The 20,942-nt window shown below is 66.7% G+C and carries 20 protein-coding genes; 16 read left to right on the top strand and 4 right to left on the bottom strand.

The features are described 5' to 3' along the window. The first annotated feature begins 90 nt into the window (after nt 1-90). The 15 genes from FHU38_RS23300 to nuoN all read left to right on the top strand — a co-directional run bounded on the left by FHU38_RS23300 (nt 91) and on the right by nuoN (nt 16,576). Nucleotides 91-510, top strand: a complete 420-nt coding sequence (locus tag FHU38_RS23300) for an NADH-quinone oxidoreductase subunit A (RefSeq protein ID WP_009152253.1) — start codon at nt 91-93, stop codon at nt 508-510. Nucleotides 511-517: 7 nt separating this feature from the next. After that, on the top strand, nt 518-1,066 hold the full coding sequence (locus FHU38_RS23295; RefSeq protein ID WP_167175233.1) for a NuoB/complex I 20 kDa subunit family protein: 549 nt from the start codon (nt 518-520) through the stop codon (nt 1,064-1,066). A 12-nt stretch (nt 1,067-1,078) separates the two neighbouring features. Next, nucleotides 1,079-1,843 carry an NADH-quinone oxidoreductase subunit C gene (locus tag FHU38_RS23290; protein ID WP_167175230.1) on the top strand — a complete coding sequence of 255 codons (765 nt, stop codon included), beginning with the start codon at nt 1,079-1,081 and terminating at the stop codon, nt 1,841-1,843. Further along, entirely contained in the window at nt 1,840-3,213 is a 1,374-nt protein-coding gene (locus tag FHU38_RS23285; protein ID WP_167175227.1) for an NADH-quinone oxidoreductase subunit D, read from the top strand. The genes FHU38_RS23290 and FHU38_RS23285 overlap by 4 nt, the downstream gene beginning before the upstream one ends. Further along, a complete protein-coding gene (gene nuoE, locus FHU38_RS23280; RefSeq protein WP_167175224.1) occupies nt 3,210-4,073 on the top strand; it encodes an NADH-quinone oxidoreductase subunit NuoE in 864 nt (287 codons plus the stop codon). Before FHU38_RS23285 ends, nuoE begins: the two co-directional genes overlap by 4 nt. 15 nt (nt 4,074-4,088) lie before the next feature. Then, complete coding sequence (locus FHU38_RS23275; protein ID WP_167175221.1) at nt 4,089-4,448, top strand: hypothetical protein; 360 nt, start codon at nt 4,089-4,091, stop codon at nt 4,446-4,448. Beyond that, nucleotides 4,445-5,734 carry an NADH-quinone oxidoreductase subunit NuoF gene (gene nuoF / locus FHU38_RS23270; protein ID WP_167175218.1) on the top strand — a complete coding sequence of 430 codons (1,290 nt, stop codon included), beginning with the start codon at nt 4,445-4,447 and terminating at the stop codon, nt 5,732-5,734. Before FHU38_RS23275 ends, nuoF begins: the two co-directional genes overlap by 4 nt. Then, entirely contained in the window at nt 5,731-8,235 is a 2,505-nt protein-coding gene (locus FHU38_RS23265) for an NADH-quinone oxidoreductase subunit G (RefSeq protein ID WP_167175215.1), read from the top strand. The genes nuoF and FHU38_RS23265 overlap by 4 nt, the downstream gene beginning before the upstream one ends. Further along, nucleotides 8,232-9,575 carry an NADH-quinone oxidoreductase subunit NuoH gene (gene nuoH / locus FHU38_RS23260; protein ID WP_167175212.1) on the top strand — a complete coding sequence of 448 codons (1,344 nt, stop codon included), beginning with the start codon at nt 8,232-8,234 and terminating at the stop codon, nt 9,573-9,575. The genes FHU38_RS23265 and nuoH overlap by 4 nt, the downstream gene beginning before the upstream one ends. Before the next feature lie 156 nt (nt 9,576-9,731). After that, nucleotides 9,732-10,292, top strand: a complete 561-nt coding sequence (gene nuoI, locus FHU38_RS23255) for an NADH-quinone oxidoreductase subunit NuoI (RefSeq protein ID WP_167175209.1) — start codon at nt 9,732-9,734, stop codon at nt 10,290-10,292. Next, the gene (locus FHU38_RS23250) at nt 10,289-11,137 is read left to right on the top strand and encodes an NADH-quinone oxidoreductase subunit J (RefSeq protein WP_167175205.1); all 849 of its coding nucleotides are present in this window, start codon (nt 10,289-10,291) and stop codon (nt 11,135-11,137) included. Before nuoI ends, FHU38_RS23250 begins: the two co-directional genes overlap by 4 nt. Further along, complete coding sequence (gene nuoK / locus FHU38_RS23245) at nt 11,134-11,433, top strand: NADH-quinone oxidoreductase subunit NuoK (RefSeq protein ID WP_009152263.1); 300 nt, start codon at nt 11,134-11,136, stop codon at nt 11,431-11,433. The genes FHU38_RS23250 and nuoK overlap by 4 nt, the downstream gene beginning before the upstream one ends. Before the next feature lie 117 nt (nt 11,434-11,550). Beyond that, nucleotides 11,551-13,449 carry an NADH-quinone oxidoreductase subunit L gene (nuoL, locus tag FHU38_RS23240; RefSeq protein ID WP_167175202.1) on the top strand — a complete coding sequence of 633 codons (1,899 nt, stop codon included), beginning with the start codon at nt 11,551-11,553 and terminating at the stop codon, nt 13,447-13,449. Then, complete coding sequence (locus tag FHU38_RS23235; protein WP_167175199.1) at nt 13,446-14,993, top strand: NADH-quinone oxidoreductase subunit M; 1,548 nt, start codon at nt 13,446-13,448, stop codon at nt 14,991-14,993. Before nuoL ends, FHU38_RS23235 begins: the two co-directional genes overlap by 4 nt. 11 nt (nt 14,994-15,004) lie before the next feature. Beyond that, a complete protein-coding gene (gene nuoN / locus FHU38_RS23230) occupies nt 15,005-16,576 on the top strand; it encodes an NADH-quinone oxidoreductase subunit NuoN (RefSeq protein WP_208415795.1) in 1,572 nt (523 codons plus the stop codon). A gap of 1 nt (nt 16,577) precedes the next feature. Here the strand turns inward: nuoN and FHU38_RS23225 are convergent, their stop codons facing one another. From FHU38_RS23225 to FHU38_RS23210, 4 genes are read right to left on the bottom strand one after another with little or no spacing between them, the layout of a single operon-like run. Further along, nucleotides 16,578-17,276, bottom strand: coding sequence for an ESX secretion-associated protein EspG (locus FHU38_RS23225; RefSeq protein ID WP_167175193.1), 699 nt, complete (start codon nt 17,274-17,276; stop codon nt 16,578-16,580). A 3-nt stretch (nt 17,277-17,279) separates the two neighbouring features. Then, complete coding sequence (locus FHU38_RS23220; RefSeq protein WP_167175190.1) at nt 17,280-18,494, bottom strand: hypothetical protein; 1,215 nt, start codon at nt 18,492-18,494, stop codon at nt 17,280-17,282. A gap of 1 nt (nt 18,495) precedes the next feature. Then, complete coding sequence (locus tag FHU38_RS23215) at nt 18,496-19,071, bottom strand: DUF3558 domain-containing protein (protein ID WP_167175187.1); 576 nt, start codon at nt 19,069-19,071, stop codon at nt 18,496-18,498. A gap of 26 nt (nt 19,072-19,097) precedes the next feature. Continuing rightward, entirely contained in the window at nt 19,098-19,757 is a 660-nt protein-coding gene (locus FHU38_RS23210) for a hypothetical protein (protein WP_167175184.1), read from the bottom strand. A 165-nt stretch (nt 19,758-19,922) separates the two neighbouring features. On the opposite strand from FHU38_RS23210, the gene FHU38_RS23205 reads away from it, so the two are divergent. Then, entirely contained in the window at nt 19,923-20,942 is a 1,020-nt protein-coding gene (locus FHU38_RS23205) for a polyprenyl synthetase family protein (RefSeq protein WP_167175181.1), read from the top strand.

The following is a 20,942-nucleotide window of genomic DNA, read 5'->3' as shown; positions in this document are numbered from 1 at the left end:
GGGGGTGTGACCGAAGTCCCTTAGGGTCACGCCAAGGTAGTTGCTCCAACCATGTCCGTTACGCAGCGGCGCGGAAAGGATGGTGCCGCAGTGAACTCCTCGGTTTCCGCGGTAGAGGTGCTGGCGCAGGATGGCGCGGAATCCGGCCTTGGTGTCTTCCTGCCACTGGTCTTGCTGTTCGGGCTCGCGCTGGCCTTCGGTCTGTTCTCCGTGCTACTCGGACCGCTGCTCGGACCGAGCAGGTACAACAAGGCGAAGCTGTCGGCATACGAGTGCGGGATCGAGCCCTCCCCGCAGCCGCTGGTCGGCGGAGGCCGGATGCCCGTGGCCTACTACGTCACGGCGATGTTGTTCATCCTCTTCGACATCGAGATGGTGTTCCTCTTCCCCTACGCCGTGGCCGCTGACGCGCTCGGCCTGTGGGGAGTCGTCGCCGTGACCCTGTTCATCGCGACCTTCTTCATCGCCGACATCTACGTGTGGCGGCGCGGCGGGCTGGATTGGAACTGAGATAGCTATGGGTCTCGAAGAGAAGCTTCCGAACGGAATCCTGCTTGCGACGCTGGAAGGTGTCGTCAACTGGGCACGCAAGAACTCGCTGTGGCCCGCGACCTTCGGGCTCGCCTGCTGCGCCATCGAGATGATGACCACCGGTGGTTCCCGCTACGACATCGCGCGCTTCGGGATGGAGCGGTTCAGTGCCACGCCCCGCCAGGCCGATCTGATGATCGTCGCGGGCAGGGTGACGCAGAAGATGGCGCCGGTGCTTCGGCAGATCTACGACCAGATGGCGGAACCTCGCTGGGTGCTCGCTATGGGCGTGTGCGCATCCTCGGGAGGCATGTTCAACAACTACGCCGTCGTGCAGGGCGTGGACCACATCGTTCCCGTCGACATGTACCTGCCGGGTTGCCCGCCGAGGCCGGAGATGCTGCTCGACGCGATTCTCAAGCTGCACGCCAAGATCCAGGACGAGCCGATGGGCCCGCGCAGGGCGGCGCTGCGTGCGGCGAGCGGGGAGACCACCGAGCTCGTGCCCTCCTCGATCAAGTACGCGAAGAAGTGAAGTGATTCGCAGATGCCTGAAGACAAGCCAGAGACCGGCGGCGAGCAGTCCAGCGCCGAGCGTGAGGAATCCGGTCTGGAACCGCGCGGGCCCGAGCCCGCGAGGCCTGCGAAGCCGGTCGTCGCGGGTCGCGAGCGCAAGGGCATGTTCGGGGTGTCGGGCACCGGCGACACCTCCGGTTACGGCGGGCTGCGCCTGCCCGCGTATTCGCCACCGCCGGCCGAGCGGCCGTACGGCGGATGGTTCGACGACTTCGCCGACGAGTTCTTCGCGGCGCTGACGGACAACGGTATCTCCGTCGACGAAGCCATCCTGCAGGTCACCGTCGACCGTGGCGAGATCACCTTCTACGTGGCAAGGGAGCACCTGGTCGGCGTCTGCCGGACATTGCGCGACGACAAGGGACTTCGCTTCGAACTGTGCAGCTCGGTGTCCGGTGTGGACTACGGCGTCGACGTGCCGCAGCGGCTGCACTCGGTGTACCACCTGACGTCGATGACCTACCGCCGCCGCATCCGGTTGGAGGTCGCCCTCGATGTCGACGACCCGCACGTGCCGTCCATCGTCGAGGTCTACCCGACGGCGGACTGGCACGAGCGCGAGGCGTGGGACATGTTCGGGATCGTCTACGACGGTCACCCCGCGCTCACCCGCATCCTGATGCCCGACGACTGGGACGGCCACCCGCAACGCAAGGACTACCCGCTCGGCGGCATCCCGGTGGAGTACAAGGGCGCGGAGATCCCGCCGCCCGACACGCGGAGGTCGTACTCATGACCAGCAGCGAACAGATCGCAGGCAAGAGCACCGGCACCGACACGACGCCGGAGGGCTCCGACAGCGCGCGCTACGCCGAGCATCGCGAGACCACCGAGGGTCCCGTCTACACCGTCAGCGGCGGTGACTGGGACGACGTGCTCTCCGATGCCACGCACGACGAGCGCATGGTCATCAACATGGGACCGCAGCACCCATCCACTCACGGCGTGCTCAGGCTCGTGCTCGAGATGGAGGGCGAGACGGTAACGCAGCTTCGCTCCGTCATCGGCTACCTGCACACCGGGATCGAGAAGAACTGCGAGTACCGCACCTGGACCCAGGGCGTCACGTTCGTGACGAGGATGGACTACCTCGCTCCGCTGTCCAACGAGATGGGCTACTGCCTGGCGGTCGAGAAGCTGCTCGGCATCGAGGCGCCACGTCGGGCCCAGTTGCTGCGGGTGTTGCTGCTCGAACTGAACCGGATCGGCTCACACCTGGTCTACATCGCCACCGGTGGCATGGAACTGGGTGCCACAACCGCGATGACGCTGGGTTTCCGCGAGCGCGAAGAGGTGCTGCACCTGCTGGAGCACCTGACCGGCCTGCGGATGAACCACGCGTTCATCCGCCCCGGCGGGCTGGCACAGGACATGCCGGACGACTTCCACGAGAAGGTCACCGAGTTCTGCAAGGTGATGGACAAGCGGCTGCCGCTGTACGACAAGCTGTTCACAGGGCAACCGATCTGGCGCAATCGACTGAAGGGTGTCGGCTACCTGCCGGTAGATGCCTGCCTGGCGCTGGGCGTCACAGGGCCGGTGCTTCGCTCAGCCGGGCTGCCGTGGGACCTGCGCAAGGTGGAGCCCTACTCCTGCTACGACGAGTTCGAGTTCGACGTGCCTACCTCGACCGAGGCCGACTGCTGGGCGAGGTACCTGATCCGGGTCGAGGAGATGCACCAGTCGCTGCGGATCATCAGGCAGGTGCTCGAGAAACTCGAACCGGGCCCGGTGATGGTCGAGGACAAGAAGATCGCCTGGCCTGCGCAGCTCTCGGTCTCCAGCGACGGAATGGGCAACTCGCTCGAGCACGTCCGCAAGATCATGGGTCAGTCGATGGAGTCGCTGATCCACCACTTCAAGCTGGTCACCGAAGGGTTCTCGGTGCCGCCGGGCCAGGTGTACGTGCCGGTGGAGTCACCGCGAGGGGAACTCGGTTACCACCTCGTCTCCGACGGTGGCACCAGGCCGTTGCGGGTGCACGTCAGGGAACCCAGCTTCGTGAATCTACAGTCGATGCCCGCGATGTCGGAGGGCGGTCTGGTCGCCGACGTCATCGCGGCCGTCGCCTCGATCGACCCTGTGATGGGGGGAGTGGACCGATGACCACGTCTTCGGAGACGCCACGTCCAGGGCCGCAGCAGGCCAAGCAGACCTTCGCGGCGGCTGGTGAGGACGTGGACGTCGTCGAGATCTCGCCCGTCCACGAAGAAGGCATGCTCACCGACACCGAGCTGGCCGACCCGTTCGGGACCGACATCGAGCAGCAGGCCAAGGAGTTGGCCGCGCGTTACCCTCAGCCGCGCTCGGCGCTGCTGCCGATGCTGCACCTGGTGCAGTCGGTGCAGGGCTACGTCAGTCAGGAAGGAGTGGCGTTCTGCGCCCGGCAACTCGACCTCTCCGAGGCCGAGGTGAGCGCGGTCGTCACGTTCTACACGATGTACAAGCGCAAGCCGTGCGGCGAGCACCTGGTGAGCGTGTGCACGAACACGCTGTGCGCCGCGCTCGGCGGCGACGCGATCTACGCGAAGCTCGCCGAACATCTCGGCGAGGACGGCAAGCCGCTTGGCCACGAGGAGACGGCCGGTACGCCGGGGGAACCGGGCTCGATCACGCTCGAGCACGCCGAGTGCCTCGCGGCGTGCGACCTCGCACCGGTGCTGCAGGTCAACTACGAGTACTTCGACAACCAGACGCCGGAGCAGGCGGTGGAACTCGTCGACGCGCTTCGGCGCGGCGAGAAACCCGCGCCGACAAGGGGCGCGCCGCTTTCGGACTTCAAATCCGTGGAACGTCAACTCGCGGGGTTCTTCCCCGAGGAGGACCATGTGTTCCGCGCCGATGTGGACGGTCCTTCGCAGGCGGTGGAAACGCTGCGCGGAGCGCAGTTGGCCGCCGACCGCGCGTGGACGGCGCCCGCGATGGCGGACGATGTCCCGCTGCCGCCGGCACAGGAGGCGAAATGAACGATCATCGTTTCGTTGCCGTTCATGGACGCCGACCGGGTGCGGGTGTCCCGCAAAGCGCGGGAGGTGGCCATGACTGACCGTGGTTTTGTTCCGGTCATGGACGCTGACCGGGTGCGGGTGTCCCGCAAAGCGCGGGAGGTGGCCATGACTGACCGTGGTTTTGTTCCGGTCATGGACGCTGACCGGGTGCGGGTGTCCCGCAAAGCGCGGGAGGTGGCCATGACTGACCGTGGTTTTGTTCCGGTCATGGACGCTGACCGGGTGCGGGTGTCCCGCAAAGCGCGGGAGGTGGCCATGACTGACCGTGGTTTTGTTCCGGTCATGGACGCTGACCGGGTGCGGGTGTCCCGCAAAGCACAGGAGGCGAAATGAGTGCCGACCCGATCACCCCGGTGCTGACCAAGCGGTGGCTTTCGCCCCAGTCGTGGCGACTCGCCACCTACGAGAAGCTCGAGGGCTACACCGCCTTCCGCAAAGCGCTCGCGGGAACGCCGGAGCAACTCGTCCAGCTCATCAAGGACGCGGGGCTGCGCGGGCGGGGCGGTGCGGGCTTCCCCGCGGGCGTGAAGTGGTCCTTCATGCCGAAGGACGAGAGCAAGCCGCACTACCTGGTCATCAACGCCGATGAGGGCGAACCGGGAACCTGCAAGGACATCCCACTGATGATGGCCGACCCACACTCACTGATCGAGGGTTGCATCATCGCCTCGTACGCGATGCGGGCGCATCGCTGCTTCATCTACGTGCGCGGTGAGGCACTGCACTGCATCCGCAGGCTGAACGCCGCGGTGCGGGAGGCCTACGACGCCGGTTACCTGGGCAAGAACATCCTCGGCTCGGGCTTCGACCTCGACATCACGGTGCACGCGGGCGCGGGTGCCTACATCTGCGGCGAGGAGACCGCGCTGCTGGACTCGCTCGAGGGCAGGCGCGGCCAGCCGAGGCTGAAGCCGCCGTTCCCTGCCGCCGCAGGCCTCTACGCCGCGCCGACCACCGTGAACAACGTCGAGACGATCGCGAGCGTGCCCTACATCGTCAACGGCGGTGCCGACTGGTTCCGGCAGATGGGCACGGAGAAGTCTCCGGGCCCGAAGATCTACTCGATCTCCGGTCACGTCGAACGGCCCGGCCAGTACGAGGCCCCGCTGGGCACCACGCTTCGGGAACTTCTCGAACTGTGCGGTGGCATGAAGGACGGCATTCCGCTGAAGTTCTGGACACCTGGCGGGTCGTCCACGCCGTTGTTCACCGCGGAGCACCTTGACGTGCCACTCGACTTCGAGGGCGCCGCCGAGGCGGGCTCGATGCTGGGAACCACCGCGGTGCAGGTGTTCAACGAAACCGTCTCCGTTCCGTGGGCGGTGATGAAGTGGACGAAGTTCTACGAGCACGAGTCCTGTGGCAAGTGCACGCCGTGCAGGGAGGGCACCTACTGGCTGGCCCAGATCCTGGAGCGAATGGTCGAGGGCCGTGGCACCGAGGAGGACATCGACACGCTCCTCGACGTCTGCGACAACATCCTCGGCCGCGCCTTCTGCGCGCTCGGTGACGGCGCGACAAGCCCTATCACCAGCGGCATCCAGTACTTCCGGGACGAGTTCCTCGCGCTCTGCGACAAGAACAGGGCGAGTTCGCCCGAACTGGTGGGAGCACCATGACCATCGCACCCGAGAATCCCTCGGCCAAGGAGATCGAGGTCCCCGAAGGCCACGTCAAGCTGACCATTGACGGTGAAGAGGTCGTCGCGCCCAAGGGCGAGCTGCTGATCCGCACCGCCGAGCGGCTCGGCACCGTCATCCCCCGGTTCTGCGATCACCCGCTGCTCGATCCCGCGGGCGCCTGCCGCCAGTGCCTCGTAGAGGTGGAGATGGGCGGGCGGCCGATGCCCAAGCCGCAGGCGTCCTGCACGATGACGGTCGCCGACGGCATGGTGGTCAAGACCCAGAAGACCTCGCCGGTGGCGGACAAGGCTCAGCAGGGCGTGATGGAGCTGCTGCTGATCAACCACCCGCTCGACTGCCCCATCTGTGACAAGGGCGGCGAGTGCCCGCTGCAGAACCAGGCGATGGCGCACGGCAGGCCGGACTCGCGGTTCCGCGACACGAAGCGAACCTTTCCCAAGCCGCTTCCGATCTCCACGCAGATCCTGCTCGACCGCGAGCGGTGCGTGTTGTGCCAGCGGTGCACCCGGTTTTCCGACCAGATCGCGGGCGACCCGTTCATCGACCTGCTCGAACGTGGCGTGCACCAGCAGATCGGCACCGCCGAGACTGCCGAGATCTACGACATGGCCTCGCACACGGCCAGCGGCAAGCCGTTCCAGTCGTACTTCTCCGGAAACACGATCCAGATCTGTCCGGTTGGCGCGCTGACGAGTGCCCAGTACCGGTTCCGGTCGCGGCCGTTCGACCTGGTGTCGTCGCCGAGCGTCTGCGAGCACTGCTCTTCCGGCTGCGCCGTGCGAACCGACTTCCGGCGCGGCAAGGTGATGCGCAGGCTCGCGGGTGAGGACCAGGAGGTGAACGAGGAGTGGATCTGCGACAAGGGCCGGTTCGCGTTCCGCTACACCACCGCGAAGAGCCGTATTCGCAGGCCGCTGGTCCGCGACCCGGAAACCGGCGAGTTGGAGGAGTCCTCCTGGACGCACGCGCTACGCGTGGCGGCCCAGGGGTTGACGAAGGCACGCGAAGGCCGGGGCGTCGGCGTGTTGCCTGGCGGGCGGCTGACGCTGGAGGACGGCTACGCCTACAGCAAGTTCGCGCGTATCGCGTTGCGCACCAACGACATCGACTTCAGGGCCAGGGCACACTCCGCTGAGGAGTTGGACTTCCTCGCCTCCCGCGTGGTCGGCACGACCCCGGAGAACGGGGTCACCTTCACCAAGCTCGAACATGCCCCACTGGTGCTGTGTGTGGCGCTGGAGCCGGAGGAGGAAGCTCCCGCAATCTTCTTGCGGCTGCGTAAGGGCGCCAGCAAGCGAGGCACCAAGGTAGTCCACATCGGGCAGTGGACGACGCCCGCGGTGACCAAGACCTTCGGCGAGTTGCTGGCCTGTGCACCCGGTGCTGAGGCCGGGGCGGTCGACGGCATCGGGCAGCACGCGCCCGATCTCGACCAGGGGCTGCGCGCGGACGGCGCCGTGGTGCTGGTCGGAGAGCGGGCGGCGGAGATCCCCGGCCTGTTCTCGGCGCTGCACCGGCTCAGCGAACGCACCGGGGCCGCGCTGGCGTGGGTTCCGCGCAGGGCGGGTGAGCGTGGTGCGGTGGAGGCGGGTGCGCTGCCTACACTGCTGCCTGGCGGACGGTCTGTTGTGGACGCTGCCGCCCGCGCGGAGGTGGAGCGCGCCTGGGGGCTGGAGCCCGGTTCGCTGCCCTCGCGAACTGGTCGCGACACCACCGGAATCCTGACCTCGGCTCGTAACGGGGACCTCGACGCGCTGCTGATCGGCGGCGTCGACCCCGATGATCTACCCGACCCGATGCTTGCCCGCGAGGCCGTTGAGCGCTGCGGTTTCGTGGTCAGTATCGAGTTGGCGCACAGCGCCGTCACCGAGCACGCCGACGTGGTACTGCCGGTCGCCCCGGTCGACGAGAAATCCGGCAGCTTCCTCAACTGGGAAGGCCGTCGCCGCGAGTTCTCGATCACGCTGGACGGTACCGGCGCGCTGCCGGACTGTAGGGTGCTGGACACCCTCGGCGTGGAGATGGATGCCGACCTGTTCACGCAGACCCCCTCGGCGGCGGCCGGTGACCTGCACCGGCTCTCCCCGGCGGCGAGCAAGGCGGCGCCGTCCCGCTCCGCCGCGCCGGACGTGCCGAACGGGCAGCTTCCGCAGGCGGGACCGGGGCAGGCGGTGTTGGCGACCTGGCGCCAGCTGCTCGACGACGGCTCCCTGCAGATCGACGAGCCCCACCTCGCCGGAACGGCCCGGCCGGTGGTCGCCAGGATGTCGGCGGCCACGGCCAAGGGTGTACGCGGCCAGAGCGGCATGGTCACGGTTTCCACCGCGCGGGGCTCGATCACGTTGCCGGTGGAGGTGGCCGACCTGCCGGACGGTGTGGTGTGGCTGCCTGCCAACTCGGCGGATTCGAAGGTCCGCGCCCGCCTCGGCGTCGGACACGGCGCCGTGGTCTCCATCGCGGCCGGAGGTGAACAGTGACCCCGTACCTCGCTCAGGCCCAGGACGCGCTGACAAGGGCGGAGCTACTCGCGGACGACCCGCTGTGGCTCATCCTGCTGAAGGTCGTCGTCGTCATGCTGATCGGGCCGATCATGACGATCGGCCTGATCGTGGGTGAGCGCAAGATCGTCGGCCGGATGCAGAACCGGCCAGGACCCAACCGGGTCGGTCCGGGTGGTTCGTTGCAGTCCCTCGCCGACGCGATCAAGCTGCCGTTCAAGGAACAGATCATCCCGGACACCGCCGACCGCAAGGTCTACTTCATGGCACCGGTGATCGCGGTGGTGCCCGCGCTGATCGGGCTGGCGGCCATCCCGTTCGGCCCCGAAGTGTCGATCTTCGGTGAGCGCACCGTGTTGCAGCTCATCGAGCTGCCGGTGGGTGTCCTGCTGATCCTCGCCGGTGCCTCGGTGGGCGTGTACGGCATCGTGCTCGCCGGGTGGTCGTCCGGTTCGCCGTACCCGCTGCTTGGTGGGCTGCGCTCGGCGGCGCAGGTGATCTCCTACGAGATCGCGATGGGCCTTTCCATCATCGGGGTGGCGCTGTATGCGCAGTCGCTTGCCACCGGCGAGATCGTGGCGGCACAGCAGAACGGCTGGTACTTCTACCTGCTGCTGCCCAGCTTCGTGATCTACCTGATCTCCATGGTCGGCGAGACCAACCGCGCACCCTTCGACCTTCCCGAGGCGGAATCGGAGCTGGTCGGCGGGTTCCACACCGAGTACAGCTCGATGAAGTTCGCCATGTTCTTCCTCGCCGAGTACACGAACATGGTGATCGTCTCGGCGTTCGCCACCACACTGTTCCTCGGCGGCTGGATGGCGCCGTGGCCGCTGTCGGCGATCGGCGGCGGCGTACTCAACACCGGTTGGTGGCCGCTGCTGTGGTTCTTCGGCAAGATGCTGATCGTCCTGTTCGGTTTCATCTGGCTGCGGGGCACGCTGCCGAGATTCCGCTACGACCAGTTCATGAAGCTGGGCTGGAAGGTGCTGGTCCCGATCGGGCTGATCTGGGTCGTGGTGATCTCCGCGATCCGCGCTGTGCGCACCGATGCGGAGGTCTCCACCGGGCAGATCCTCCTTGTCGGCGGCATCGTCATCGTGGTGCTGGTACTGCTGACGCTGCTGCTGCCGGAGAAGCAGGTGCCCGAGGACGACTCGGTGCCCATCACCGGCGGCGGATACCCGGTTCCGCCGCTGGATCTGAAGGTGCCGGAGACCACGCCGCGCCGGAAGGCACTGCGGGCCAAGGCGAAGTCCGCGAAGAAGCAACCGGCCGCGGTCAGCTCAGGTAAGGAGAACACCGATGGGGATGTTTGATCGGTGCGCGCCGCACACGGCGAAAGCTCCGGCGAGCGCGGCCGGCGCGGCGCCTCGCTGCGTTGTCGGCGAGCCCGAGTACGACCCGGTACGAGGCCTCGCCTCCGCCTTGCGATGCATCCACGCCGATCCACGCTCGCTGATCGGAGCCACGCCATGTTCGACGCGCTGAAGGGCTTCGGGGTCACCTTCGGAATGATGTTCAAGAAGGTGATCACCGAGGAGTACCCGGAGATCGGGGCACCCGCCGCGCCGCGCTACCACGGCCGCCACCAGCTCAACCGGCATCCGGACGGACTGGAGAAGTGCGTCGGCTGCGAGTTGTGCGCGTGGGCGTGCCCCGCCGATGCGATCTTCGTCGAGGGTGGCGACAACACCGACGAGGAGCGCTACTCACCGGGCGAGCGCTACGGCAAGGACTACCAGATCAATTACCTGCGCTGCATCGGCTGCGGGCTGTGTGTGGAAGCGTGCCCGACCAGGTCGCTCACGATGATCAACTTCTACGAGCTCGCCGACGACGACAGGCAGAACCTGATCTACACCAAGGAGGACCTGCTCGCGCCGCTGCTGCCCGGGATGGAGCAGCCACCGCACCCGATGCGGCTTGGCGACGACGAACAGGACTACTACGTCAAGGGTCCCGAGCTGGCACGTGAGCGCGGGGTTCCGGGAGGCGAGACGGTGGAGACCTCGGAAGAGAAGGCGATTTCATGATCGCGCCGGTGCTCGCGCAGGCAGGTGCGGACGCGACCGTGTCGACGGGCGAGGCCGTGGCGTTCTGGATTCTCGGCCCGCTGGCGCTCGCGGGTGCGCTGGGCATGGTGTTCGCCCGCAACGCGGTGCACTCGGCGCTGTGGCTGGTGCTGACGATGCTTTCGCTCGGGTTGCTCTACCTGACACAGCAGGCGCAGTTCCTCGGCTTCACGCAGATCATCGTCTACACCGGCGCGATCATGATGCTGTTCCTGTTCGTGCTGATGCTCGTGGGCAGGGAGTCTTCGGACTCTGTGGTCGAGGTGCTTCGGGGGCAGCGACTCGCCGCGGGTGTGCTCGGAATCGGTGTGGCCGGACTGCTCGCGGCCGCGCTGACGAGGGCGGTCGCCGACGTCACTCCGGCGCAGCCGCTCAACCCGTGGAGCCCGGAAGGTGGCGGCGCTGGTGGGCTCGGCCGGATCATCTTCAGCGACTACCTGTTCCCGTTCGAACTGACCTCCGCGCTGCTGATCACCGCCGCGATGGCGGGCATGGTGCTGTCGTTCACCTCCAGGCACGGCAGGGGTGGCAAGCGAAGCCAGCGGGAACTGGTCGAAGCACGGTTCCGCGGTGAGTACGAGCGCCCGTCGCCCAAGCCGGGGCCGGGTGTGTTCGCCACCGCCAACTCGGTGGCTACTCCCGCGCTGCTGCCCGACGGTTCGATCGCGCCGGAGTCGCTTTCCGAACTCATCGAGTCCACGCCGACCGCGAAGCTGGAGGCGGAGCGCAAGCAGGTGGCGGGTGAGGTGCCCAAACCGGACGCGCACGCTCTCGTCGGTAAGGACACGGAAGGGGATGACAAGTGACCCCGACGTACTACCTGCTGCTTTCGGCGCTGTTGTTCACCATCGGGGCTGTGGGCGTGCTGGTCAGGCGCAACGCCATCGTGGTGTTCATGTGCATCGAGCTCATGCTCAACGCGGTGAACCTCTCGCTGGTGACGTTCGCGCGCATCAACGGTTCCGTCGACGGTCAGGTGATGGCCTTCTTCGTGATGGTTGTCGCCGCCGCCGAGGTGGTCGTCGGGCTCGCGATCATCATGTCGATCTTCCGCACCCGCCGATCGGCTTCGGTCGACGACACGAACCTGCTGAAGTACTAGCGAGATGAATGCCCAGATGAAGGCCCAGATGACAGCGCTGCGAGCATCGATCGAGTGCGGCCGAGTGAGACGCGCAGCTGTGCCGGAATCGAGCGAAGACGAACTAGGGGTTGAGCCTTGATCGCATCATCGTGGCTGCTGGTGGCGTTCCCCGCGCTCGGTGCGCTCATCCTGCTTGCGGGAGGTAAGCGGACCAACGCGTGGGGACACCTGCTCGGCATCGCTACCGTCGTCGCGTCGTTCGCCTACGGGCTCGCGATGTTCCTCGGCAACTCCTTCGCCGAAACCGTGGACACCACCGTCTACTCGTGGATTCCCGTCGAGGCCCTGCAGGTCGACTTCGGACTGCGGATCGACCCGCTGTCCATGACCTTCGTGTTGCTGGTCACCGGGGTCGGGTCGCTGATCCACATCTACTCGGTCGGCTACATGTCCGAGGACGCCGACCGGCGCCGGTTCTTCGGCTACCTCAACCTGTTCGTCGCGGCGATGCTGGTGCTGGTGCTCAGCAACAGCTTCGTGACGCTGTACCTGGGTTGGGAAGGCGTCGGGCTGGCGTCCTACCTGCTGATCGGCTGGTACCAGGACAGGCCGTCGGCGGCGACAGCGGCGAAGAAGGCGTTCCTGATGAACCGCGTCGGCGACGTCGGGCTGGCGCTGGCGATCTTCTTGATGTTCAAGTACATCGGCAGCACCGCCTACTCCGAGGTCTTCGCCGGGATCGGTGACGTCTCGCCGGGTGTGGTCACCGCGATCGGTCTGCTGCTGTTGCTTGGCGCGGTCGGCAAGTCCGGCCAGTTCCCGCTACAGGCGTGGTTGCCTGACGCCATGGAGGGTCCGACCCCGGTCTCGGCACTCATCCACGCAGCGACCATGGTCACGGCCGGTGTGTATCTCATCGCCCGTTCCGCGCCGATCTACAACCTGACCGAGGACGGCAGGCTGATGGTCACCATCATCGGTGCCTTCACGCTGCTGCTCGGCTCGATCATCGGCTGTGCCTACGACGACATCAAGAAGGTGCTCGCCTACTCCACGGTGAGTCAGATCGGGTACATGATGCTCGCGGTGGGGCTCGGCCCGTTCGGTTACGCGCTCGGGATCGCGCACCTTTTGACCCACGGCTTCTTCAAGGCCGGGTTGTTCCTCGGCGCGGGATCGGTCATGCACGGCATGAACGACGAGGTGGACATGCGCAAGTTCGGCGGGCTCTACAAGAGCATGCCGATCACGTTCGCCACGTTCGGTCTCGGCTACCTCGCCATCATCGGATTCCCGTTCCTTTCCGGCTTCTACACCAAGGACGCCATCATCGAGGCGGCGTTCGGCCAGGAGGGTTGGCGTGGCTGGGTGTTCGGCGGCTCCGCGCTGCTCGCCGCCGGGATCACCGGCTTCTACATGACGCGCCTGGTCTTGCTCACGTTCTTCGGCAAGCAGCGTTGGCGGGAGACCACGTCCTCGGACGGCAGGCAGTTCCATCCGCACGAGTCGCCACCGGTGATGACTATCCCGATGATCGTGCTGGCCGTTGGCTCGGTGGCGGCGGGCTTCCTGCTCGTCTCGGGCGGCGCGCTCGCCGAGTTCCTCACGCCTTCGGTGGGTGAACTCGCCGAGTCCGAGCACGGCGTGTTGCCGCACGCGCTGATCCCCTGGCTGACCGTCGGACTGTCCGCGCTCGGTGTGCTGCTGGCGTGGGCCCTGTTCGGCAGGCGAGAGGTGTCGATCGAGCGGCCGCAGAACGTGTCCTGGCCGGTGCGTGCCGCACGTAAGGACCTCTACGGCAACGCGCTCAACGAGGCTCTTGTCGCCACACCCGGCCTCTGGGCCACCCGGTTCGCCGTGTTCCTCGACAACCGCGGCGTCGACGGCGCCGTCAACGGGATCGCGGCGGCGTTCGGCGGCGGCTCCGGCCGGCTGCGAAGGTTGCAGACCGGGTTCGTCCGTTCCTACGCGCTTTCCATGCTCGGCGGCTCCTTCCTGCTGGTCGCCGCCCTGCTCCTGGTGAGGTTCTCATGAGTTGGCTTGTGGCCCTGATCCTGCTGCCGCTCGCGGGCGCCATCGCGGTCGCGGGGCTGCGCGGTAACGAGCGCATGGCCACCGTGGTAGCGCTCGCGGTCGCGGTGCTGGAGTTACTGCTGGTCGTTCCGCTGTGGCTGGCCTACGACCCAGGGGGCGAGCGAATCCAGCAGGCCACGTCGATGGACTGGATTCCGGCGTTCGGTATCCACATCTCGTTCGGCATCGACGGCATCGCGTTGCTGATGATCGCCGTGATCGCGCTCCTCGTGCCGATCGTGATCGGTGCGCTGCGCTCAACCGATCGGCTGCCGGAAGGCCGCTCCGTCGGTGGGTTCCTTTCGCTGATCCTGCTACAGCAGGCTTTGACGATCTCCGTGTTCGCGGCGACCGACGTGTTCCTGTTCTACGTGCTGTTCGAGATCATGCTGGTGCCGATGTACTTCCTCATCGGCTTCTACGGCGGGCCGAGGCGGCAGTACGCCGCGGTGAAGTTCTTCCTGTACTCCTTCCTCGGCGGGCTCATCATGCTGGCCTCCGTCATCGGGGCGTACGTGCTGGCCGCCGACGAACTCGGAAGCGGAACGTTCGACTGGGCCACGCTGGTGAGTGTGGTGAGCGAAGCACCCGCCACCACACAGGTCTGGCTGTTCCTCGGTTTCTTCGTCGCGTTCGCCATCAAGGCGCCGCTGGTGCCGTTCCACACCTGGCTGCCCGACGCCGCGGGGCAGGCACCGATCGCGGTCACCGTGCTGCTGATCGGTGTCCTCGACAAGGTCGGCACGTTCGGGTTCCTGCGCTACAACCTGCCGATGTTCCCCGACGCCAGTTCGCAGCTCGCGCCGCTGGTGCTCGTGCTCGCCGTCATCGGTGTGATCTACGGTGCGATCCTGGCGGCCGGGCAGCAGGACATGAAGCGTTTCCTCGCCTACGTTTCGATCGCCCACTTCGGATTCATCGCGCTGGGCATCTTCGCCTTAACGACGCAGTCGGTGGTCGGGTCGGCCACGTACATGCTCAACCACAGCCTCGCCACCGGCATGCTGATCCTGGTGATCGGCATCGTCGCGACCAGGGGCGGGTCCACCCGGATCTCGGACTACGGTGGCATGTTCAAGGTGACACCGATTCTCGGCGGCATGCTGCTCATCGCGGGCCTATCGACGTTGTCGTTGCCAGGCACGAGTTCCTTCATCAGCGAGTTCCTCGTGCTCATCGGGGCGTTCGACTCAAGGCCGGTCTACGCGATCATCGCGACGGTGGGCATGGTGCTCGCCGCCGCATACGTGCTGTGGCTGTACCAGCGGATCATGACCGGCCCGGTGCGTGGTGACGCGCTGGTCGGCGTCGGCGGTGGCCCCGGCACCGCGGTGGCACCAGACGTCGGCGCCAAGAAGGCAATCCGTGACCTGTCCGGCAAGGAAATCGCCGTGCTCGCCCCGCTCGTGGTGTTGATCGTCGGGCTCGGCTTCTACCCGAAGCCGGTGCTCGACACGGTCACGCCATCGATGGAGGCGACCGTCTCAGCGGTGCAGGAAAGGTAGTTCCAGCCGTGATGAACGTTCTTCTCGCACAGCAGGCCGAGCGCATGGACGCGCCGGGCATCGATTACGCGGCGGTGCTGCCGATACTGATCGTGCTCGGTGCCGCGTGCCTCGGGGTGTTGCTTGAGGCATTTCTGCCGAAGCACCAGCGCTGGTCCAGTCAGGTGGTGCTGAGCCTGCTCGCGCTGGTCGCCGCCGGGGCCGCGCTGGCCGCCTACGCCAGCAGTTCGCCTCCTGCCGGAGTGACCACTTTCAGCGGCACGATCTCGGTGGATCGGCCCGCGCTGTTCCTGTGGGGCACGCTGCTGGCGCTGTCGGTCGCGGCGCTGCTGCTGATCGCGGACCGCTCGGTGGAGCCAGGCGGCTCCTTCGTCGCGGAGGCGGGCATCAGCCCCGGCACCATCCAGGACCGTGCCCAGGTCGGTTCCACCGGCATGCAGACCGAGGTCTTCCCGCTGAGCCTGTTCGCGCTCGGCGGCATGATGGTGTTCACCGCGGCCAACGACCTGCTCACCATGTTCGTGGCGCTGGAAGTGCTGAGCCTGCCGCTGTATCTGATGGTGGGCCTCGCCCGCAGGCGCAGGTTGCTGTCCCAGGAAGCGGCGGTGAAGTACTTCCTGCTAGGTGCCTTCGCCAGCGCGTTCTTCCTTTACGGTTTAGCTCTGCTGTACGGCTACGCGGGTTCGGTGCGGTTCACCGAGATCGCCAACGCCACGGCGGGTACCGACCGCTCCGACACGCTGCTGTTCGCGGGCTTCGGCCTGCTGATGGTGGGCCTGCTTTTCAAGGCGTCGGTCGGACCGTTCCACACCTGGACACCGGATGTCTACCAGGGTGCGCCGACGCCGGTGACGGCCTTCATGGCGGCGTGCACGAAGGTCGCCGCGTTCGGTGGCATGCTCCGGGTACTGACGGTCGCTTTCGAGTCCACCAGTTGGGAGTGGCGGGGCGTGCTGTGGGCGGTCGCGATCGTGTCGATGGTGATCGGCGCGGTACTCGGCCTCACACAGACCGACGTGAAGCGGATGATCGCCTACTCCTCGGTCGCTCATGCGGGCTTCCTGCTCATCGGCACCATGGCGCTGACCGAGGACGGCCTTTCCGGCACGATGTTCTACCTGCTGGCTTACGGCTTCACCACGCTGGCGGCGTTCGGGGTGGTCTCGCTCGTGCGCGACTCCACGGGGGAGGCGACCCACCTTTCGGCGTGGGCGGGGCTGGCCAAGCGCTCTCCGGTGCTCGCCGCGGTGTTCACCTTCCTGCTACTCGCGCTGGCCGGTATTCCACTGACCAGTGGTTTCGTCGGCAAGTTCGTGGTTTTCTCCGCCGCGCTGTCCGACGGTATGGCGCCGCTTGTGGTGATCGCGCTGGTGTTCAGCGCAGTCGCCGCGTTCTTCTACCTGCGGGTGGTGGTGCTGATGTACTTCTCCGAGCCCGCGCCCGACGGGCCGACGGTGAGCGTGCCCGGCGCGTTCACCACGGCGGCCATCACCCTCGGCGTCGTGGTGACCTTGCTGCTCGGCATCGCACCGACGTTCGCGCTCGACTGGGCGGGCTCCGGCGGGTTCGCGCTCACCTCGTAGCTCACCGAAGCGTGGCACGTACGGCGGCGAGCCTGCCCGTGAGGCGGGTCTCGTCGCCGGGGAACACCGTGAAGTGGTCGCCGTCCGAGGGCGCGATGCCCACCCGGCCTGCTTCGGCGTCCACATAGCAGATCGCCTCGGGGGCCTCCGTGCGGCTGTCCCCGCCCGGGCGGCGGGCCACGTGCAGGTAGCCGAGTCCGCTGCTCGACCCCGTCAGGATGCGTACCAGTTCGCGGGCGCCCTGGCTGGTGGGCTCGTCCCGGATCTCCCGCCTCGGCACGGAGAACGGTGTGAACTCGGCGGGTGCGGCCGGGGGCAGGCGATTGACAAGCACGGCCGCGTAATCCGTTTCACGCACCCGATGCAGGCGCACGCTGCCCTTCTCGCGAACAGCGATGGTCGCTGAGCGGCCCCGCACCGCCACGAGCATCCCGTACTGCCGGTCACCCGCGCGAACATGCGCGATGTACTCGGTATGCGGACGGTCGAGTGTGCGCAGTACGTCCTCGAAACCACGGTCCAGCCCACCGCTGGTGGCCAGTCCGAGCGAGGCGAGTTCGTCGAGCGCTTCCCGCCGGACCCGGTCGGCGGCGGAGGGCGGCACGTATCGCTCGCCGCCCGCGAAGACGAGATGTGGCTCGCCGCATCCTGCCAACGACATCGCCGTCAGCAGCGTGTCCAGCGGCAGTTCCACGCGCACGGCTCACCGCTCCGGGCGGTCACCGACAACGGGAGGCACGGTCCGTTCATGAGGGCCCGCGAAGGTTTCGTCCGGGTCAGGCTCGAGCAGGTATGCCGGGCGCTTGCGTTCTCGGTCGTCCTCGCCGCGACGGGGTGAGGCGGCCCCGAGCGGCACACCCGTGGCACCACGGTTCCCGCCAGGCTGTCCGCCGGCGGGAGGCATGCCGTTCGGCTGAGCGGGGGACGCACCCCTGAGCCCGCCACGGGGGCCCGGTGGTGGGGGAGTCCGGTGGGGAGCGTCGGGGCCTCGCCCGACCAACTCGTTGAAACCAGCGCCGCCACTGTCGCCGTTGCCGCGCGGGGTGGGTCGCGCCGACTCGACCGACGCGGTTTCCGAGGCGTGCGGCAACCGCACGGTGCTCGACGAATCGACAGCAACGGTCGTGGGGCTCGCTGCTACCCGCACGGGTCCATGCTGGTTCGCGGGCGAGGCAGCGGCGCCGTCCGGGGTTTCGGGAAACTGGCCGTCCATCGGGGTGCCGGTTTCACGGGTCGGTGACTCGCCACTGCGCCGGGGTGAGGTACCCGACTCGCTACGGGAAGTCAGCGCGGTTCGGGTGTCGGCGTTGTCCGTGTTCTCCGTGTCCTGCGCGCCCTGCGCATCCCCGGCGTTCCTCTCCGTAATTGCAGACGGGGTGAATGCTGCGCGTTCGATGTTCGCGCCAGGAACCATCGCGAGCGAAACCGTAGTGGGCATCGCGTTGCCGTTGGCCACGCTCGCCTCGTGATATGCGGCGAAGGCCCGGATGTTGTTCTGCGTTGCCATCCGGTAGGCGGCGAGCTCCTCGAAGTAGCTGGCGTGGCCGCTGAGATACGCGGCCAGCCCGTCGGTACTGATCCTGGGTGGTTCCGGCGGCACGGGGACCACGCCCCGCCTGACCGTGTCGAAGGCGTCGATCTGCTGGAGCAGGGCTACCGCGGCCCTACGGAGTTCCTCGCTGTCTCGCCCGGATCGGACAGCCAGCAGCAGAGCGGCATTCTCCGCGAGCCGACCAGTTGTTCCGTGCCAGGCTTCGTTCACCTGCTCGGCAAGTGCCGTTAGCTCGTTCGTGTACTCGCTCAGCTTGCGCCGCAGTTCACCTGCGGCCCGTTGTGCCTCGGCGAGTTTGTCCGTACCAGCGCCGCCGGTGATCTGCTCGTAGATCTGCGAGGCGCTGAGCTGAAGTTCGGCGGCCATGTCAGTTCCTCGCCTTGATGTTTCGGATGATGTCGACCGCCACGGCGCGCCCGTCCTCGCACGGATCAAGCTTTCCGATCTTGCGCTCACCAAGACGTATCGTGACGTCGATGGTGGCGCGGTCGCTGGTACCGATGCGGAGCGCGCACTCGCCTTCCGCGCGCTCGTCCAGGATGCCGTAGGCGACCACCGGGTACCCGTCCACAGGTTCCAGCTCGTAAAGGAAGGCGTACATGTACTTGCTGTCGTACAACGCGGTCAGGCCCAAGTCGTGGATATCGGGATAAATGATGTTGATGCCCGCTGGGCCTTGTTTTGGCGTGTACCACCTGCATTCCGGGCCGGTGGCTTCGTCAAGCTTGGGAGACTTCACGTTTCCCTCCCCGTAGTACTTGACAATCTGCGCGTCGGTCAGCGCCGCACACGGGTTGGCCAGGAAGTAGTCGATATCAAGCGGTTTTTCGACCTTCGGGGCGCCGTAGCCCGGCAGTTCGTCGCTCTGTCGCACCACGGGTGCGAGGGTGGCAGTTCCCGGCACGGTGCGAGCGCATGCCGCACCGGTCAGCAGCACAGCCATCGTGCAGGCGAGCGCTGCGGCTCTCTTCATTGGAACTCGCCTCCCCGCCGGTGTGCTGTCGTGGCGGCATCCGCGTCGACCGCCAGGTAGGACCCTGTGGCGTCGCGGAATTTTCGTTCCATTTCTCGACAGAAACTCGCTCGGGTTTCGAGTTCGAATTGCAGCGCCTCGGCGAAAGTTCGAACGGCTTCGGCATTGTCACGGCTGGCGTAGTCCAACGCGGGCGACTCCACGTCGCCGATCGCCCTGGCACGGGACTTCGCCTGCTCGTATTCGTGGGCAAGCGATTCCCATTTACCGGCCAGTTCTTCGAGTTCCTCAACGGTGAAGGCGAATCCTGCTTCGCCGCCCGTTTCGGGGAATGATTTACTGACCGAGCCGATCCGCTCGAACTCGGTCACCACGGCCCGTTGGGACGGCACGTAAGGAACATGATCGAATTCGGAGCGCTCATCGGGTTGCCGCACCACTTGGCCCCTCCCCAAGTCGTGACTGTTGTCGCTACGCGCGGTATTCGACCACGGAGAAGTTAGCACGGTTCCAGCTTCTTCGTCCGATTCTCGTCGATCAATGACCTGATCGTTTTGTGTGTTTCTGTCAATGAGATGTTCAAATCGAACGGGATTCAAGATCAATAATCTTCGGGTCAGTCCTTGCGTTGATCGGCGCAGTGGGCCGTGGTCCATCCGCCGGAGCGTACTGTAGCACGCTACATCGCGTGGTGGTGCGGCACTCCGCGGTGTTGTGCGGGGTTGCCGGTGTCGGCAGCGTCACGCGGGTCACCCGCCCTTCGGCACGGCCCATTAGGCTGGTGAGGACCCTGAACCCAGTGCCGAAAGGGCGGAACCGACGTGTCAGTGCGTGATGGCGCCATTGAGGAGTTGCGCGCTGCGGTCGGGCTGCGTATCGCCGACGAGGCGTTGCTGCGCTCGCTCGTCGGCGGGCTCGAGGACGTGGAGGACGTGCTTCGCGAAGTCGTGCGCAGTGATGTCGAAGCGATCAACGAGGCGGCACGCCATCTGGTCGAGGCGGGCGGTAAGCGGTTCCGGCCCATGTTCACGTTGCTGGCAGCCGAGTTCGGCGAAGGCGGCCGGGATGCGGTGATCACCGCCGCCGCCGCGGTGGAACTGGTGCACCTGGCGACGCTGTACCACGACGACGTCATGGACGAGGCCACGATGCGCCGCGGCGCGCTCAGCGTGAACGCCAGGTGGGACAACACGGTGGCGATCCTGACCGGCGACTACCTGTTCGCACATGCCTCGCGCCTGGTCGCCGACCTCGGCACCGACGCGGCCCGCATCATCGCCGAGACTTTCGGTGAGCTGGTGACCGGGCAGATGCGTGAGACGGTCGGCCCTGGCCACGGTGAGGACCCGGTCGAGCACTACCTCTCCGTTATCGGTCAGAAGACCGGTTCGTTGATCGCCACCGCCGGACGCTTTGGCGGCATGCTGTCCGGCGCCGCCGCCGACCACACTGAGGCTCTGCACCGCTTCGGCGAGATCATCGGCACGGCGTTCCAGATCTCCGACGACATCATCGACATCGCGTCCCCTTCGAGCGAACTGGGCAAGTCACAGGGCACGGACCTGCGTGAAGGGGTGCGGACGCTGCCGATGCTCTACGCGCTCGCCGACGAGGACTGCGATCCCAGGCTCTTCGAACTACTCGGTGGCCCCATCACCGACGACACGCTGGTGGCGGAAGCGCTCGAACTGCTGCGGACTTCTGGTGGTCTGGATCGCGCACATGTCACCCTTTCCGACTACGCTCAGCGCGCGAGGACGGAGCTGGAGGCGTTGCCATCCTCTCCGGCGCGGGACGCCTGCGAGTCGGTGACCGACTACCTCGTCGCACGTACCCACTAG

Source organism: Saccharomonospora amisosensis (assembly GCF_011761185.1).
Classification (GTDB): Bacteria; Actinomycetota; Actinomycetes; order Mycobacteriales; family Pseudonocardiaceae; genus Saccharomonospora_A; species Saccharomonospora_A amisosensis.
Note: the sequence above shows the minus strand (reverse complement) of the source record. Positions and strands in the feature narration are given on the sequence as shown.

Bases quoted from the DNA above. Each gene is read 5' to 3' on its own strand.
- FHU38_RS23215 (WP_167175187.1), bottom strand. From the start codon at position 19,071: ATGGCTGTGCTGCTGACCGGTGCGGCATGCGCTCGCACCGTGCCGGGA.
- FHU38_RS23265 (WP_167175215.1), top strand. From the start codon at position 5,731: ATGACCATCGCACCCGAGAATCCCTCGGCCAAGGAGATCGAGGTCCCC.
- FHU38_RS23210 (WP_167175184.1), bottom strand. From the start codon at position 19,757: ATGGACCACGGCCCACTGCGCCGATCAACGCAAGGACTGACCCGAAGA.
- nuoI (WP_167175209.1), top strand. From the start codon at position 9,732: ATGTTCGACGCGCTGAAGGGCTTCGGGGTCACCTTCGGAATGATGTTC.
- FHU38_RS23285 (WP_167175227.1), top strand. From the start codon at position 1,840: ATGACCAGCAGCGAACAGATCGCAGGCAAGAGCACCGGCACCGACACG.
- FHU38_RS23235 (WP_167175199.1), top strand. From the start codon at position 13,446: ATGAGTTGGCTTGTGGCCCTGATCCTGCTGCCGCTCGCGGGCGCCATC.
- nuoN (WP_208415795.1), top strand. From the start codon at position 15,005: ATGAACGTTCTTCTCGCACAGCAGGCCGAGCGCATGGACGCGCCGGGC.
- FHU38_RS23220 (WP_167175190.1), bottom strand. From the start codon at position 18,494: ATGGCCGCCGAACTTCAGCTCAGCGCCTCGCAGATCTACGAGCAGATC.
- FHU38_RS23290 (WP_167175230.1), top strand. From the start codon at position 1,079: ATGCCTGAAGACAAGCCAGAGACCGGCGGCGAGCAGTCCAGCGCCGAG.
- FHU38_RS23250 (WP_167175205.1), top strand. From the start codon at position 10,289: ATGATCGCGCCGGTGCTCGCGCAGGCAGGTGCGGACGCGACCGTGTCG.
- nuoE (WP_167175224.1), top strand. From the start codon at position 3,210: ATGACCACGTCTTCGGAGACGCCACGTCCAGGGCCGCAGCAGGCCAAG.
- nuoF (WP_167175218.1), top strand. From the start codon at position 4,445: ATGAGTGCCGACCCGATCACCCCGGTGCTGACCAAGCGGTGGCTTTCG.
- FHU38_RS23295 (WP_167175233.1), top strand. From the start codon at position 518: ATGGGTCTCGAAGAGAAGCTTCCGAACGGAATCCTGCTTGCGACGCTG.